Annotated in this window: 13 protein-coding genes; 4 read left to right on the top strand and 9 right to left on the bottom strand. The window is 41.1% G+C overall.

The features are described 5' to 3' along the window. Nucleotides 1-23: 23 nt before the first annotated feature. Nucleotides 24-983 (bottom strand): PhoH family protein, encoded by a 960-nt coding sequence (locus tag Q3A68_RS04240; RefSeq protein WP_302899806.1) that lies wholly within the window; start codon nucleotides 981-983, stop codon nucleotides 24-26. A gap of 102 nt (nucleotides 984-1085) precedes the next feature. On the opposite strand from Q3A68_RS04240, the gene Q3A68_RS04245 reads away from it, so the two are divergent. The 4 genes from Q3A68_RS04245 (at nucleotide 1086) to Q3A68_RS04260 (ending at nucleotide 5749) form a co-directional block, all read left to right on the top strand. Continuing rightward, a complete protein-coding gene (locus tag Q3A68_RS04245; protein WP_302899807.1) occupies nucleotides 1086-1862 on the top strand; it encodes an SAM hydrolase/SAM-dependent halogenase family protein in 777 nt (258 codons plus the stop codon). A gap of 6 nt (nucleotides 1863-1868) precedes the next feature. Next, nucleotides 1869-2390 (top strand): hypothetical protein, encoded by a 522-nt coding sequence (locus Q3A68_RS04250; protein WP_302899808.1) that lies wholly within the window; start codon nucleotides 1869-1871, stop codon nucleotides 2388-2390. A 24-nt stretch (nucleotides 2391-2414) separates the two neighbouring features. Beyond that, nucleotides 2415-4244, top strand: a complete 1830-nt coding sequence (locus Q3A68_RS04255; RefSeq protein ID WP_302899809.1) for an ABC transporter ATP-binding protein — start codon at nucleotides 2415-2417, stop codon at nucleotides 4242-4244. 110 nt (nucleotides 4245-4354) lie between these two features. After that, complete coding sequence (locus Q3A68_RS04260) at nucleotides 4355-5749, top strand: MBL fold metallo-hydrolase RNA specificity domain-containing protein (RefSeq protein ID WP_302899810.1); 1395 nt, start codon at nucleotides 4355-4357, stop codon at nucleotides 5747-5749. Between the two features lie 243 nt (nucleotides 5750-5992). On the opposite strand, the gene Q3A68_RS04265 is transcribed toward Q3A68_RS04260, so the two are convergent. The 8 genes from Q3A68_RS04265 to Q3A68_RS04300 form a co-directional block, all read right to left on the bottom strand. Then, nucleotides 5993-7066 carry a hypothetical protein gene (locus Q3A68_RS04265; RefSeq protein ID WP_302899811.1) on the bottom strand — a complete coding sequence of 358 codons (1074 nt, stop codon included), beginning with the start codon at nucleotides 7064-7066 and terminating at the stop codon, nucleotides 5993-5995. Between the two features lie 178 nt (nucleotides 7067-7244). Next, the gene (locus tag Q3A68_RS04270; RefSeq protein ID WP_302899812.1) at nucleotides 7245-8195 is read right to left on the bottom strand and encodes a D-2-hydroxyacid dehydrogenase; all 951 of its coding nucleotides are present in this window, start codon (nucleotides 8193-8195) and stop codon (nucleotides 7245-7247) included. A gap of 82 nt (nucleotides 8196-8277) precedes the next feature. Continuing rightward, entirely contained in the window at nucleotides 8278-9345 is a 1068-nt protein-coding gene (gene serC / locus Q3A68_RS04275) for a 3-phosphoserine/phosphohydroxythreonine transaminase (protein ID WP_302899813.1), read from the bottom strand. A 208-nt stretch (nucleotides 9346-9553) separates the two neighbouring features. Next, nucleotides 9554-10207: a ribulose-phosphate 3-epimerase gene (gene rpe / locus Q3A68_RS04280; protein ID WP_302899814.1), complete on the bottom strand. Its 654-nt coding sequence runs from the start codon at nucleotides 10205-10207 to the stop codon at nucleotides 9554-9556. A gap of 91 nt (nucleotides 10208-10298) precedes the next feature. Next, nucleotides 10299-10604, bottom strand: coding sequence for a hypothetical protein (locus Q3A68_RS04285; protein WP_302899815.1), 306 nt, complete (start codon nucleotides 10602-10604; stop codon nucleotides 10299-10301). Between the two features lie 108 nt (nucleotides 10605-10712). Beyond that, nucleotides 10713-12839: a polyribonucleotide nucleotidyltransferase gene (pnp, locus tag Q3A68_RS04290; RefSeq protein ID WP_302899816.1), complete on the bottom strand. Its 2127-nt coding sequence runs from the start codon at nucleotides 12837-12839 to the stop codon at nucleotides 10713-10715. Nucleotides 12840-12964: 125 nt separating this feature from the next. Continuing rightward, a complete protein-coding gene (gene rpsO / locus Q3A68_RS04295) occupies nucleotides 12965-13243 on the bottom strand; it encodes a 30S ribosomal protein S15 (RefSeq protein WP_302899817.1) in 279 nt (92 codons plus the stop codon). Nucleotides 13244-13436: 193 nt separating this feature from the next. Continuing rightward, a complete protein-coding gene (locus Q3A68_RS04300) occupies nucleotides 13437-15233 on the bottom strand; it encodes a M61 family metallopeptidase (RefSeq protein WP_302899818.1) in 1797 nt (598 codons plus the stop codon). Nucleotides 15234-15277 lie beyond the last annotated feature (44 nt).

The following is a 15277-nucleotide window of genomic DNA, read 5'->3' on the forward strand; positions in this document are numbered from 1 at the left end:
TCACATCTAATATCTCATATCTGTTACTGTATATCCCCGTATGCCTCCAATATGCGTTTTACCAGCTTGTGGCGCACTACGTCTTCACCTGTCAGGTAGATCAGCTCTATGCCTTTGATGTCCGTCAAAATCCTCAATGCAGTATGTAAACCTGATTGTTGTTTTTTAGGCAAGTCGATCTGCGTCACGTCACCGGTAACAATAAACTTAGCTGATGGCCCCATACGTGTTAAAAACATCTTTAACTGCATATCGGTGGCGTTCTGTGCCTCATCCAATATCACAAAGCAATTATCGAGCGTACGACCGCGCATAAATGCCAGTGGCGCAATTTCTATGGTGCGATTCTCCAGGTAGACCTTCAGTTTTTCGGCCGGGATCATGTCATCCAACGCATCATACAAAGGTCTCAGATATGGATCGATTTTTTCCTTCAAATCACCAGGTAAAAACCCTAGGTTCTCCCCTGCCTCAACCGCCGGGCGTGTCAGGATAATACGTTTTATCTCTTTGTTCTTCAAAGCGCGAACCGCTAATGCAACAGCAGTATAGGTTTTACCGGTACCGGCCGGCCCGATGGCAAATAGGATATCATTTTTATCGATACCAGTGACCATTCGTTTCTGGTTGGCGGTTCTTGCTTTAACCAATATACCATTGGGGCCAAATACCAGCACCTCGCCTGTTGTCGATTTATCGTTTACGGATTCCGAAATAGGGTGAATCGTCGCTCTTGAACCTAAAATCCTTTCCAGGTCGGTAATGTTCAGGTTCTCAAACTTCTCGACATGATTGAGCAGGTGCGTGAATTTTTCGTCAAAAACTGCCAGTTCGTGATCGTCGCCTAAGACCTTTAACTCGTTACCTCTTGCAACTAATTTTAGCTTTGGGTACTGTTTTTTTATGATCTCGAAGTGGTCGTTATTTGGTCCCCACAGTACAGCAGGGTTCACATTATCTATAGATATTTTAAGTTCGTTCAACAGTAATGAATTTATAGTTGCAGAATTTTTTATGAATTAAAAATTGAATATTTGTAGCATCAAATGCTAGCACAAGATTAGCAATAAATATTTAAAAAATTAATGGCAATAATAACTTTAACTACTGATCTGGGCGACAAAGACATTTACCAGGCTGCACTTAAAGGAAGTATTTTAAAATTGTTGCCAGCGGTAAACATTGTAGACATAACTCACAGTGTAGCTGCCTTTAATGTACAACAGGCGGCTTTCATTTTAAAGAACAGTTTCTATTATTTCCCCGAACAAACTGTCCACCTGATAGGCATTGATACCGTTTATAATTCTGACACTAAGTACCTGGCGGTCAGCTATAAAAATCATTATTTTGTCGGGTCGGATAACGGAATATTTTCACTGATGTTCGATTCTGAACCGGACGAAATGGTAGAGATAAATATTATGCAGGACCTTAAATTTCTGCATTTCCCCCTGGCAGACATTTTCGTTAAAACAGCATGTCACCTGGCTGGCGGAGGCAAGTTGAGCGAGATCGGCTTACCTATCGCTGCCATGGAAAAGAAGATGAACCTGCAGCCTATTGTGGAAAAAAACATGATAAAGGGTGTGGTGATCTATATCGATTCATTCCAGAATGTGATCACCAATATTACCAAGGAGTTTTTCAATAAAGTGCAGCAGGGTCGTCAGTTCACTTTATCATTCAAGCGCAACGAAACGATTAATCACTTGAGCTGGCATTATAACGAGGTTCCTGAGGGCGAAAAGCTATGCCTGTTTGGAATAAGTGATCATTTGGAGATCGCCATAAACAAAGGCAATGCAAGCGGGTTATTAGGATTGAATTTAGGCGACAGCGTTATCATCAATTTTGAATAATTGCATATGAAAAAAATTTCCGGACTTTGCTTTCTGTGTTTATTTCCTGTATTTGTTTTTGCGCAAAAATCAAACTCCGACTCCTTAGCGTATCAGTTGCAAAGAGCTAAAATCAACCAGATGCTGGACCAGCGCCGGCAAAAGTTCGGACAGTACGACCAGAGCCTGAAAATGCATACCGGTATATTCGGACTGCAAACTAAAAAAGATATCCGGCGGTCGAATGATATTCTGATGGATATCGTTAAAACCGATGACGATATATTCCGCGAGCTTAAAATATTGATGGATTACCGTGTCTTCCAGCAGCAACAGGCGCAAACGCATTCTACAGAATCGGAGAATGTGACGCTGGCTTATATGAATACTATCAATCGGTTAAGAAGCCAGATAGATCAGCTAACACAGGAAGCCCAAAAAGAAAAAGCCCACCAGCAGAACGTGTTACGCACCCTGATCGGCGCCGTAGTTCTCCTATTTGTGTCAATTTTATATTTAATAACAAGAAAACGCGCAGTTAAGGCTTAATTTTGTGGCTTTTATAATCAGAAAATGGCAAGAGGAAGAAGTAGTCTGAATAGTGGTGGCAAGCAGGGAGAAGAGCTTCCTAAAACTAAACTAAGCAGGCAAACTTTAAAAAATGTTTCCAAACTTTTATCGTACGTACAGCCTTACCGGGGCAAATTCATAGCAGCTTTATTTTTTCTATTCTTATCCAGTTTGGTTGGGCTTGCGTTTCCATCTTTTTTAGGTGGCCTGATCGATGCTGCGCAGGGAAAACACACCAACAAATTTTTACCAGCTACTGTTCAGGGCATAGGTTTGCTGGCATTGATCGTCCTTTTCTCGCAGGCCTTTGTTTCTTTTTTCAGGATACTTTGGTTTGTGCAAATAGCAGAACGATCGCTGGCTGACATCAGACGCGATACTTATTTTAAGCTGATAACACTGCGAATGGACTTCTTTGCCAATCGCCGTGTAGGCGAATTGAATAGCCGTATCTCAGCCGATTTATCGCAAATACAAGATACATTAACCACCACACTTGCAGAAATAATCAGGCAGTTGGTATTACTGATCGGTGGTATCACTTTCCTGGCTATTGTATCCATCAAGCTAACATTGGCTTTGCTCGTAGTGTTGCCAGTATTAGTAGTAACCGCCGTACTTTTTGGACGGTTCATCAGAAAACTCTCAAGGAAGGCACAGGATAAACTCGCCGAATCAAATACGATTGTAGAAGAGACGTTGCAAGGCATTGCCAATGTTAAGGCCTTTGTAAATGAAGCCTATGAAGCCAGTCGCTATGGTAAAAATATTCGTGAAGTAGCAAACATCGCTATAAAAGGCGCTAAATACAGGGGACTGTTTGCATCATTCATCGTATTCGGCATGTTTGGGGCCATTGTAACTGTAATTGCTTATGGATGTTTATTAGTAAGCCACAATGAGCTAACCGTGGGCGAATTATTCAAATTTGCTCTGTATGCTGTTTTTGTCGGCAGCGCAATGGGGAGTTTCCCGGAACTATATGCCAACATACAGAAGTCTGTTGGTGCCAGTGAGCGCGTGTTGGAAATACTGGACGAAAAAGGCGAAGATGTTTCCATTGATCATGCTGAAAACGAGATCAAGCAAAAGATAGAAGGTAATATCGCCTTCGATAATGTCAACTTCCATTACCCATCACGCTCAGAAATTGAGGTATTGAAAGGCGTTTCCTTTGAAGCGCAAACCGGGCAAAAGGTCGCTATAGTCGGGCCTAGCGGTTCGGGTAAGTCCACCATGGCTTCGTTGATATTGCATTTTTACCACCCGCAAAGTGGAACTATCCTGTTTGATCATCAACCATCTGACAAATATAGTCTTACCGATATCCGCAACCAGGTGGCTATCGTACCGCAAGATGTAATGCTATTTGGCGGTACAATACAGGAAAATATTGCTTATGGGAAATTGAGCGCTACTAAAGAGGAAATCATACAAGCAGCCCAACGCGCTAATGCACATCATTTTATTACGTCCTTCCCGGAAGGATATGATACGGTTGTGGGTGAGCGTGGCGTAAAACTTTCAGGCGGACAAAGGCAACGTGTTGCTATTGCGCGTGCATTGTTAAAAAACCCATCAATTTTAATTTTGGACGAAGCGACCTCTTCCCTGGATTCTGAATCAGAGCGCCTGGTACAAGACGCTTTGGAAGAATTAATGAAGAACCGTACCTCTATTATTATAGCCCACCGCCTTTCAACTATCCGCGAGGCTGACAAGATCATTGTTCTTGAAAAAGGGAAAGTGATCGAAAGTGGGAACCATGAAGAACTGATCGGTAACGAAAATGGCCTGTATCGTTATCTGAGCCAGTTGCAGTTTGAGGTGTGATATTGTTTTAAGTTGGACGTAATACGTTGTACGTTTAAAATCACCTCAATAAATAGTAATTTGCAAATCAAAAACGTAGCACGTAAAACGTATTACGTATAACCTAACGAATGAAACTGACTATACACGGCGCGGCCCGGCAGGTGACAGGAAGCATGCACCTGCTCGAGGTTGACCAATATAAAATACTGATAGATTGCGGACTGGATTATGAAAAAGACCGCAGCGTTCAATCGAATGAGAATTTTCCTTTCGACCCGTCAGAAATTGATGTGGTTGTTCTGACCCACGCACATATAGATCATTCAGGCAATTTGCCTACCCTGATCAGAATGGGTTTTGATGGGCAGGTACTATGTACCCCCGCTACTGCCGACCTGACTGAACTGTTGTTGCTTGACTCAGTGAATATTTTCATGGGAAAGATCAACAAAAGCCGCAAGCATAACCGCAAAAAACATCAACATCCTGCCCAGCAGCCGCTATATTTGCAAAAGCATGTGATGGATACTATGGAACGGGTGGTAACTATAGGTTTTAACCGTTCATTTCGTATAAATGGAAACATTGAGTTGACTTTTATACCTGTTGGACACTTGTTAGGCGCCGCCGCTGCCGTATTTAAGATAAATGACCATGGTGAAGAGAAAACTATAGCGTTTACAGGCGATATAGGCCGCAAAAATTATCCTGTGCTTGATGATCCGCAGGATTTACCACATGTGGATTATTTGGTCACAGAATCAACCTATGGCGGTCGGATGCATACGAAAGATAAAACGGTTGAACAGGCATTAATCGAGACTATTGAAAAGGCCTGTATAAAAGAACAGGGGCGGTTGATTATCCCGGCTTTTAGTATCGGTCGTACCCAGTCGCTGGTTTACTCACTGAATAAAATCTTCACCAAAGGGCTTTTGCCGCCGGTAAAGGTATTTGTGGACAGCCCGATGGCTGTTGCTGCCACCGAGATATTCCGTAAGCACCACAGCCTTGTAAATGAGGAGGCCAGGGAATTTTATCAAACTAAAGGTGATGAGTTTGAATTTGATAACCTGGTATACATAGAAAGCTTGCAGGACAGCCGGCAGATATCCAATTATTTTGAGCCTTGCATTATTATTTCATCGGCAGGAATGTTGGAGGGCGGACGTATTCAGGATCATTTGTATGAGAATATCCAGAATTATTATTGTACTATCCTGTTTATCGGATACTGTGCTAAGGGAACTTTAGGGCATCGCTTACTTCGCGGCGATCCTATTGTTCATATTAAGGATCGTGAGCTTTCTGTTTATGCTACGATAAGGCAAACTGACGTTTTAAGCGCCCATGGCGACCATGAAGACCTGATGAATGTTGCCCGGCAACAGCATAAGGACAAGTTGAGAACCATCTTCCTGGTGCATGGCGAGGAAGCGAGTATGCAGGCTCTAGCTGAAGCTTTGGAAGAAGAAGGCTTTCCGGTGTCGATTCCGGAAAAGGATGTGACTTATAGCCTGTAAATTATTTCGTTAATAGTGAATTTATACATGGGAGTTATGATTCATGATTCCATATAGAGATTTTGCGATAACGTCGATCTGTATATTTCAGAAAATGTATTTCCATCTTTTCAATGGTATGCAGCTTCATTTTACGATTAAAATAACCGGATATATATCCATCGTATTCTCGTGAGCTTGTAATGCTTAATTTACCATCTGCTTTTTTTGTTATTGCAAAAGTCACCGAGCGGACCGGAGCACTTAAACTGGCAACTTATTCCTTACGGTTGCGGTTTTCTTTACAAACGCTGGCCGGATGAGCCAACTGTTCTTATTTCGTGTCCTGACTAACAGCCAGTAAAAAAAGAAAGTCGTTGTTGCTACTATTATCAAATTTATGCCCCATTCAGGAAATTTTCCTTTCAGGTCGATCAAAAGACCATCAGCACCCAGATTTCCGAAACCAAATAATGCAGGTATTCTATACGAATAATAACAAGATACACCGGCGGCAGCAAAAAAGCCGGAAAGTTTTGGTTCATACTTTTGTTCAGTGTTTGCCAATAACAAACCATAAATTGTCAACGACACCAATAAGGCGAAAAATGGTATTTCATAAGTCATGAATAGCTCGTGCAAGCTGCCTGTGAATCGATTGTCCGGAACATGAAACCACCCCCATATAAAACCTGGCAAGCCACCAGTGGTAAGAAATCCGCTCATACGGAACCATAAATTCTTTTTTGAAGCTTCTGGACGAATGTTCGGCGTTGAATCCGGACATGGAACCATGCAATTTGCACATTCGGAACAATGCGCGTTAGGTAAACTTGTAAGTATATTGCCACCATATAGTTTTTCAACTGGATGAATCGGACATAGGCCCGAACACCACGCACTTTTCCATTCATAAAAAAAACCTAAAATGCCCCCGGCTAAAACCATTGTGATAATCAATACCGCGGTTGCCGGTCCATTTGTATTAAATACAGCGTGGCGAAGTGGCACTATAACATATAACGCAACTATCGCGATCAAACTAAATACACCCGATTGTTTGGGAGTTAACTTTTTCTTTTTCGATAAACCAAAACGTCTTGGCAGAAGATTAGTCGTAGCCAAGGGACACACGTTTCTCCACAATCCGGTGCTGACTACCAGCAATGCAGGGGCAACGGGAATTAAGATATTCCAGAAGAGCATTATCCCTAAAGCGGGAAAAAACAATAAACAAGATAAAATAACAACGCCAATCAGCCAAAATAAGGCTTGAACAATTCGCCAGATTAATAGAGTGCGGGGTGGTAAGTGACGATATACTTTTAACTCGGGCATATATTTCTGCGCGCAAAATATCAGATAATTGACACAGCAAAAATGATTTGGGTCACTAAAAATGATTTTATACGATTCACCCTACTGATAGTACTCACAACACTATTTAAACAAAAAACCCAGCCAAACTGACCGGGTCTTTAAATCGTACAGAAGAAGGGATTCAAACCCTTTTATCTTACTTCTTAAAATGCTCTATTATCAAACTTGCCAGTTCCACCCCTATTCTTTCCTGGGCTTCGTTGGTAGCGGCGCCGATATGCGGTGTCAATGATATTTTAGGGTGCTTTAATATTTCTTCACGTGGGGTTGGTTCGTTGTCGAATACATCCAGTGCAGCAAATGAAACCTGTCCGCTGTTCAAGGCGTCTATCAAAGCCAGTTCGTCGATCAAACCACCGCGGGAACAGTTTACTAAGCCCACGCCTTTTTTAGTTTGAGCAAGCTCAGCAGCACCCAATAGGGCTTTATCTACAAATGGAGTATGCAGAGTGATAAAATCTGCTGTTTTTATGATCTCCTCTAGCGTCGCAGTCTTTACAGATGCTTTGACGACTGTACCGCCGCCCAATACTACCTCAACTTCAGGGTTGAACGGATAAAGGTCATATGCCAGCACATCCATTCCTACACCGATAGCAATTTTTGCCACCTCACGACCAATACGGCCAAAACCAACAATACCCAAAGTCTTACCGCGAAGCTCGATGCCTTTTGCATAAGCTTTTTTCAGGTCATTAAATTTGGTGCTGCCTTCAACCGGCATTTTACGGTTGCTATCAGGCAAAAAACGAACACAGCCGAATAATTGTCCAAATACCAATTCTGCAACGGATAAAGAAGATGATGCAGGCGTGTTATAGACGCCAATGCCTTTTTCTTTAGCATAATCTACATCGATATTATCCACACCTACCCCACCGCGACCGATCAGTTTCAGGTTAGGGCATGCGTCGATTAATGCTTTGCGCACTTTGGTAGCGCTGCGCACGGTGATGGCATCATAAGCCTGCAATTTCACAGGCAGTTCATCCTGTGGTATGTTATTAGTATCTACTTCAAATCCGGCATCTTCCAGCATTTTCTTGCCAATCGGATCGATACCATCGTTAGCTAATATTTTGATCATTTTTTTAGTCATTTGTCATTATGTCATTAGTCATTGGCCCCATCAAAAATGATTAGTGACCAATGACTGATGACCAAATAAATTATTTATTCTTCTCCTGGAATTCCTGCATTGCATCGATCAACACATGTACGCTGGTTATCGGTAATGCATTATAAATTGATGCCCTGAAACCGCCTACACTCCTATGGCCTTTAATGCCCACAATTCCTTTTTCTTCGCAATATTTAAGGAACGGTTTTTCGTGTTCTGGATTTTCAACCACAAAACAAACGTTCATGTGTGAACGGTCTTCAGGAACACAAACCGGCTTGAACAATGGGTTACGGTCAATTTCAGTATACAAAGCTTTTGCTTTCGCTTCATTTTCTTTTTGAATAGCCTCAACACCACCTTTGGATTTTAACCACCGCAGCGTCAGCATCGATACCAAAATGGCAAAGCAAGGCGGGGTGTTGTACATCGATCCACCTTCAATTTGAGTTTGGTAATTGAACATTGCAGGTATCTTACGGCCTGTTTTACCTAATATCGAATCTTTTACGATCACCAGAGTAACACCCGCAGGACCCATATTCTTTTGCGCACCTGCGTAGATCAAACCAAAATCAGCCACATTTATTTTACGGCTGAAAATGTCTGACGACATATCACACACCATTGGTATGGGCGATTTGAAGAATTCCTGCAACTGTGTACCATAAATGGTATTGTTTGACGTAATATGGAAATAAGCAGCGTCAGCAGGAATAGTAAAATCCTTAGGAATATAAGTGTAGTTGCTTTCTTTAGAGGTAGCTACTACTATAGTTTCTCCAAAATATTTTGCTTCTTTGATTGCCTTGCTGGCCCATACGCCTGAATCCAGATAAGCAGCTTTACCGCCTTCAGGTAGTAAGTTATACGGTGCTAAAGCGAACTGCGTGCTTGCACCGCCCTGTAAAAATAATACCGAATAACCTTCGGGAACTTCAAAAAGTTCTTTCACCAGCTTTACAGCCTCATCCAAAACAGCCTCGAATTCAGCCGAACGGTGCGATATTTCTAATATCGACAATCCTGTTCCATTGAAATCTAACACTGCCTCTGCGGCTTGTTTAAATACCTCATGTGGTAAAATGCCTGGTCCGGCACCGAAATTGTGTTTCATATTATTTTTTTGATTTAAAATAACTTACTGGCATAATTGCCAACTTTATATTTGGTAGGCGCAAAGTTAATAAACTTGATAATGATCGAAGAGTTTATTTGCAATTTTTTTATCATAATTACAAATCTGATCAACGCTCTAAATTTAAATAATATTAAAAAATCAATTTTAACTTAGTATTAAGTGAATTGATTGCAATAATGATAATTTATAGCGGATTTTTTAAATTTTTGATAGCCTGAAGCTGATCGGCGGCTGAGAAAACTGAGTTACCGGCGACAAAAACATTTGCTCCTGCCTCAACTAGTTGCTTCACATTTTGCTCTCCAACGCCGCCGTCTACCTCAATATACAGGTTTGGATTACGCGACGAACTTAAAGCATTCAGATCATGAAGTTTTTTATAGGTATTTGCTATGAACTTTTGTCCGCCGAAACCGGGATTTACAGACATGATCAATACAAGGTCCAGGTCAGCAATAATATCATCTAAAAATGCAACAGGCGTATGCGGGTTTAACGCTACTCCGGCGCGGCATCCTAATTCTTTGATGCCTTGTATGGTACGATGCAAATGTGTACAAGCTTCAAAATGAACCGTAATCCCATTAGCCCCCTTTTCCGCGAATTCTTTAATATAACGATCGGGGTCAACAATCATTAAATGAACGTCCAAAGGCTTTTTAGCGTGCTTTTTCACTGCTTCCATCACTGGAAAGCCGAAAGAAATATTGGGTACAAACATACCGTCCATTACATCCACGTGAATCCAGTCGGCTTCGCTCCTGTTCAGCATTTCAATGTCGCGCTGAAGGTTGCCAAAATCAGATGCTAAAATGGAAGGTGCTACAAGATGGTTCATGGGTCGAATATAGCGATTACTAATAAGTCATACAGAAATTTTGTACAACTAAGGAAGGATTTTGACACTGCTACGAATACCTTAAATAATCCTAATCACAGTTTTGTAGCAGATCATAATACTTTTTCATTAATGCTACATCATAATCGACAAGTGAGTTATAAGCTTCAGAAACAAGCTCATTCAAAACAGGAATAGCGACATGGCTGCTATTATTGGGTATTGATTCTGATTGTTGTATCAACTGTTTAACACGCATGATTTCATAAAGCAACAGTTTGGTCAAATCGTCCTCCTTATTTTGCAAAACAGATGCCTTTCCATCAAGCAAACTTAATGAGTCAATGTTAATGGGACTTAGGTTATCGTTGGGATCGGATAAAGGATCAATGCGCATCTCATTCACTATAAGTTTAAAAAAAATGTTTTGTTTTCGAAAAGTGAAAAAAAATTTCATAAAAAAAGCCCCCGTTTCCGGAGGCCTTATAGTAACTTGATTATTAAATTATTGTGCTTTCTCTGGTTTCGGCAACAAGGCTTTTCTCGAAAGCTTTAATTTACCCTGCTTATCGATATCCAGCAGTTTAACACGTACTTCATCACCTATTTTAAAGATACCATCCATCGTTTCGAAACGTTTATGGTCAATCTCTGAAATGTGCAGCAAGCCGTCTTTGCCAGGCATGATCTCAACAAATGCACCAAAAGGCATTATTGATTTCACCTTACCTTCGTAGACCTCGCCAACTTCAGGTTTCGCGGCTATAGCTCTGATGCGTGAAACGGCAGCATCAATAGAAGCTTTGTTTGCAGCAAATATCTGAACGATACCCTGGTTGTCTTTTTCTTCGATCGAGATAGTAGCACCGGTTTCACGCTGCATTTCCTGTATGATCTTACCACCCGGCCCTATAACAGCGCCAATATATTCTTTATCGATCTTTATAACAATAATACGTGGTGCATGCGGTTTGTAGTCTTCACGCGGCTCGCTTAACGTCTTTTTGATCTCGTTTAGGATGTGCAGACGACCTTCTTTAGCCTGATCCAAAGCTTTTGTTAAAACTTCGTACGATAAGCCATTGATCTTCAGGTCCATTTGACATGCAACAATACCATTTTCAGTACCTGTTACTTTAAAGTCCATATCACCTAAATGGTCTTCATCACCTAAAATATCAGACAAGATCGCATATTTGGTTCCCATTTCATTGGTAATCAAACCCATTGCGATACCTGTTACCGGAGCTTTGATCTTAACACCTGCATCCATCAGCGCCAGAGTACCGGCACATACTGTAGCCATTGAAGATGACCCATTTGATTCCAAAATATCAGATACAATGCGGATAGTGTATGGATTTTCATCCTCTGGTGGCAGTACTTGTTTCAATGAACGCATTGCCAGGTTGCCGTGACCGATTTCTCTACGGCCTGCTCCCCTGTTCGGACGAACTTCGCCGGTTGAGAAACCAGGGAAATTATAGTGAAGAATGAATTTCTGATAGCCATTGATAAATGCACCATCGATCATTTGCTCATCTTCTTTAGAACCCAAAGTTACGGTAGTCAATGATTGTGTTTCACCACGAGTAAAGACTGCCGATCCGTGTGCTGAAGGAAGATAACCTACTTCGCTCCATATCGGGCGGATTTGTGTAGTCGTACGGCCATCCAAACGTTTACCTTCATCCAGTACGAGGTTACGGATAGCATCATACTCTACATCGTGATAATATTTTTTAGCAAGAAACAAAGTAACATCGTCAATCTCGCCTAAAGTTTCAATATAGGTATCACGAACTTCTTTAAATTTAACTGCGCGCTCATCTTTTGCAGAAGCAGAAGAAGCGATAGCATACACTTGTTCATAAGTAGCAGCATAGATCGCTTTCTTTAGTTCTTCATTATGGTCTTCGTGGCTATAAACACGTTTTTCGGTTTTACCAACGGCAATGGTCAATTCCCTTTGAATCAAACATTGGATTTTGATTGCTTCATGCGCGAATTTGATGGCTTCGATCATCTCAGCTTCCTGGATCTCCTTAGCTTCACCCTCAACCATGTTGATGTCAAACTCAGAGCCAGCTACGATAAATTCTAAAGTAGCAGTTTCCAATTGACTTAATGTTGGATTGATAACTAATTTACCGTCAATTTTAGCTACACGAACCTCTGAAATAGGGCCGTTAAAAGGAATATCAGAGACAGCTAAAGCTGCTGACGCAGCTAAGCCCGCCAAACAGTCAGGCATAATTTCTTTATCAGCAGAAATTAAGCTGATCATTACCTGGGTATCTGCGTGATAATCTTCTGGAAATAAAGGACGCAAAGCGCGGTCAACCAAACGTGAGATCAATACCTCATAATCTGATAATCTTGCTTCACGACGTAAAAAACCACCCGGGATGCGGCCAGTGGCAGCATATTTCTCCTGGTAGTCAACTGATAAGGGTAGAAAATCAACTCCTTCTTTTGCTTCGGGCGAAGAGACGACCGTGGCCAGCAACATCGTATCTCCCATTTTTACAACAACAGACCCATCAGCCTGTTTGGCCAGTTTTCCGGTTTCGATCTCTATGGTGCGTCCGTCACCCAAATCGATAACCTTTTTAATTACATTTAAACTCATCTTGTTTTTGTTGTGGTGTGCTTTTCATCTTCAGAACACACCGATTTTTATTTTGTGTATAATTGTTTGCAAAAGTAAAAAAGCCACCCGAATTTGGATGGCTTTTTAAGAAATTCAGGAAAGATTTATTTGATGATATCACGCAGCTGTAAAGCTTTGATGATGGCACGGTATCTTTCAATGTCTTTGTTATACAGGTAAGCCAATAATGCACGGCGTTTACCTACTAGTTTTTGCAGCGAAAGCTGAGTTGAAAAATCTTTTTTATTGTTTTTCAAATGTCCTGTCAAATGCGCAATACGGGTTGTAAATAATGCGATCTGTCCTTCAGCCGAACCTGTATCGGTTGCGCTTTTGCCATGTTTTGCAAAGATCTCTGTCTTTGCTTCTTTACTTAAATACATTACTTGAATAATATTAAAGCGTTAATACTTTTGTTAATTGAGGTGCAAAGGTAATGTATGTTTTTGGATAAATGAAATAAATATTTAACAATAGTTGTTTGGGTTAAGTGGTTGATTTAGTGAGTGGTTATTTAAAATAAATTGAACTGTAGTTGCAATGTATTCTCGTTATCCTCTTCTTTTAAATTTGTCTTTACTTACCCACCCAACTTTTATAAATAGCAGCCTGCAGTTGATTAGGGCTGATCATAGGTGTTATTTTAAAGCTTTTTTCGCGCTTTTGGGCCAGCCCTATCGCTACCTCTTGTTTAACGCCGTCTTTTTCCGTTGTAATATTCAAGGTATCACCTTCCTTCTTACCTTCCATTGCCTTTTTAAATGCCTCTGGCGATGCAGGAATGCCGTCAATTGTTAAAACCTTTGTTCGGCTACGGATGCCTTTATTCCAAGCGGGCGACTGAAAGTCTACGTTTATTATACGCATCGTGTCGCGCAGCATTCGCATATTAAGACCGCTCCAGGTAGTTGATACCGTGGTGGTTGCCGTATCAATATTCAATCCGCCATAAGCAAAATATTTAGGATAATCCGGCGGTTTAACTGTAGATGCATACTCAAATAATTCAGGCAATGGTGTACCTGCTATTTTTTCGCATTCCATTTTAAATTCCATTTCAGTAAAGCCGCGTTTTAATTGCTTATAATATTTATAGTAAAGCAGGCGCATTACATCATCCAGCGTTTTTTTATTTTGCGTGACATGGCGTATACTAAAATCAAGCATTAAACCAAGAATAGGGCCCTTATCGTAGTATGAAATAGTTTTATTAAAATCATCGTTCACACGTCCGTTCGGCCCATCGTTCCATGTAAAATAGCTGGCCTGTGTAGCTGATTGATATAAATGTCCTGGCTTATTTTCATAATTTTTCAGGTTAGTCTGAAAATCAGCAAACATATCTTCGGGTGTCATGATGCCTGCACGGCGGGTAATGAGGTATTCATAATAAACCGTAAAACCTTCGCTCACCCAAAGCATATTGGTATGATTTTCTTTTGAATAATCAAATGGACCAAGCTCTACCGGCCTGATACGCTTTACATTATAATTGTGAAAATATTCATGTGCAATAAAATTATAAAGCTTCTTGAGCGCATCAGGCGTATTAAATCCTTCCCCTCCGCTAAAACTTAACGATGAGGAGTTTAAATGCTCAATCCCCCCACCACCAGCGCCGATAGAAAGGAATGTATAATGAGTGTACGGGACATCGCCGATTATATCGCTGCCCGTTTGAACTATCTTTTTAAGATTGTCCATAAAACCCTGTCTGTCAAACGCAGGTAGCTTATATCCAATAAAATTATGCGGCTTGTTCCTGACAGTAAATGGCGGAAGAATTTCCAGTTCACCCATTAGAAACGGGCTATCGTACAATGCATCAAAATCATCCGCTTTAAATGTATGATATTTACCAGGTATAGTATCCAGGCCCGTTGCCACCAGACTGCTCCACTTACTATAGGGTTTCATTTGTATGGTAACAGGATGGCGCAATTCCTGGTCAAGGTACATAAACAACCCGCCTGGGGTTATATAGCCTCGTGTTTCATCGAGGTATACATTACCTACAAAGGGTACTGTTGCCTTAACATCATAACTTATCTTCACAGGAGCATTGTTGCTATAAACGCGCCAGGTAGTTTTTGAAGGCTGCTCCCACTTTACTGCTGCTCCTTTGGCGTCAACAGCTGAAAAGTTTTGTACTGCCCCGGCAAAATCTATTAACTGATAATAACCTGGTGTCCAAACACACATTTTATAATCTAGCACCTTGCCTGCACTGGTACTGGTAAGTTCTACGTGGTACAAATGCTCCGGAGCTCTTTCCATGCTGACAGTATATCGCATATTTACTGGTTTTTGCTGTCCGGAAGCAACAACTGAAAACAAAAAAAATGGCAGTAGCAGCGTATATAATGTTTTCATTCAAACAATGGTTTTTCCGAAGTTAGCAAACAAATTATTATTGT

Source organism: Mucilaginibacter tolerans (assembly GCF_030519375.1).
Lineage (GTDB): Bacteria > Bacteroidota > Bacteroidia > Sphingobacteriales > Sphingobacteriaceae > Mucilaginibacter.

Bases quoted from the DNA above. Each gene is read 5' to 3' on its own strand.
- Q3A68_RS04260 (WP_302899810.1), top strand. From the start codon at position 4,355: ATGAAACTGACTATACACGGCGCGGCCCGGCAGGTGACAGGAAGCATG.
- Q3A68_RS04245 (WP_302899807.1), top strand. From the start codon at position 1,086: ATGGCAATAATAACTTTAACTACTGATCTGGGCGACAAAGACATTTAC.
- pnp (WP_302899816.1), bottom strand. From the start codon at position 12,839: ATGAGTTTAAATGTAATTAAAAAGGTTATCGATTTGGGTGACGGACGC.
- Q3A68_RS04270 (WP_302899812.1), bottom strand. From the start codon at position 8,195: ATGATCAAAATATTAGCTAACGATGGTATCGATCCGATTGGCAAGAAA.
- serC (WP_302899813.1), bottom strand. From the start codon at position 9,345: ATGAAACACAATTTCGGTGCCGGACCAGGCATTTTACCACATGAGGTA.
- Q3A68_RS04250 (WP_302899808.1), top strand. From the start codon at position 1,869: ATGAAAAAAATTTCCGGACTTTGCTTTCTGTGTTTATTTCCTGTATTT.
- Q3A68_RS04255 (WP_302899809.1), top strand. From the start codon at position 2,415: ATGGCAAGAGGAAGAAGTAGTCTGAATAGTGGTGGCAAGCAGGGAGAA.
- Q3A68_RS04265 (WP_302899811.1), bottom strand. From the start codon at position 7,066: ATGCCCGAGTTAAAAGTATATCGTCACTTACCACCCCGCACTCTATTA.
- Q3A68_RS04285 (WP_302899815.1), bottom strand. From the start codon at position 10,604: ATGCGCATTGATCCTTTATCCGATCCCAACGATAACCTAAGTCCCATT.
- rpe (WP_302899814.1), bottom strand. From the start codon at position 10,207: ATGAACCATCTTGTAGCACCTTCCATTTTAGCATCTGATTTTGGCAAC.
- Q3A68_RS04300 (WP_302899818.1), bottom strand. From the start codon at position 15,233: ATGAAAACATTATATACGCTGCTACTGCCATTTTTTTTGTTTTCAGTT.
- rpsO (WP_302899817.1), bottom strand. From the start codon at position 13,243: ATGTATTTAAGTAAAGAAGCAAAGACAGAGATCTTTGCAAAACATGGC.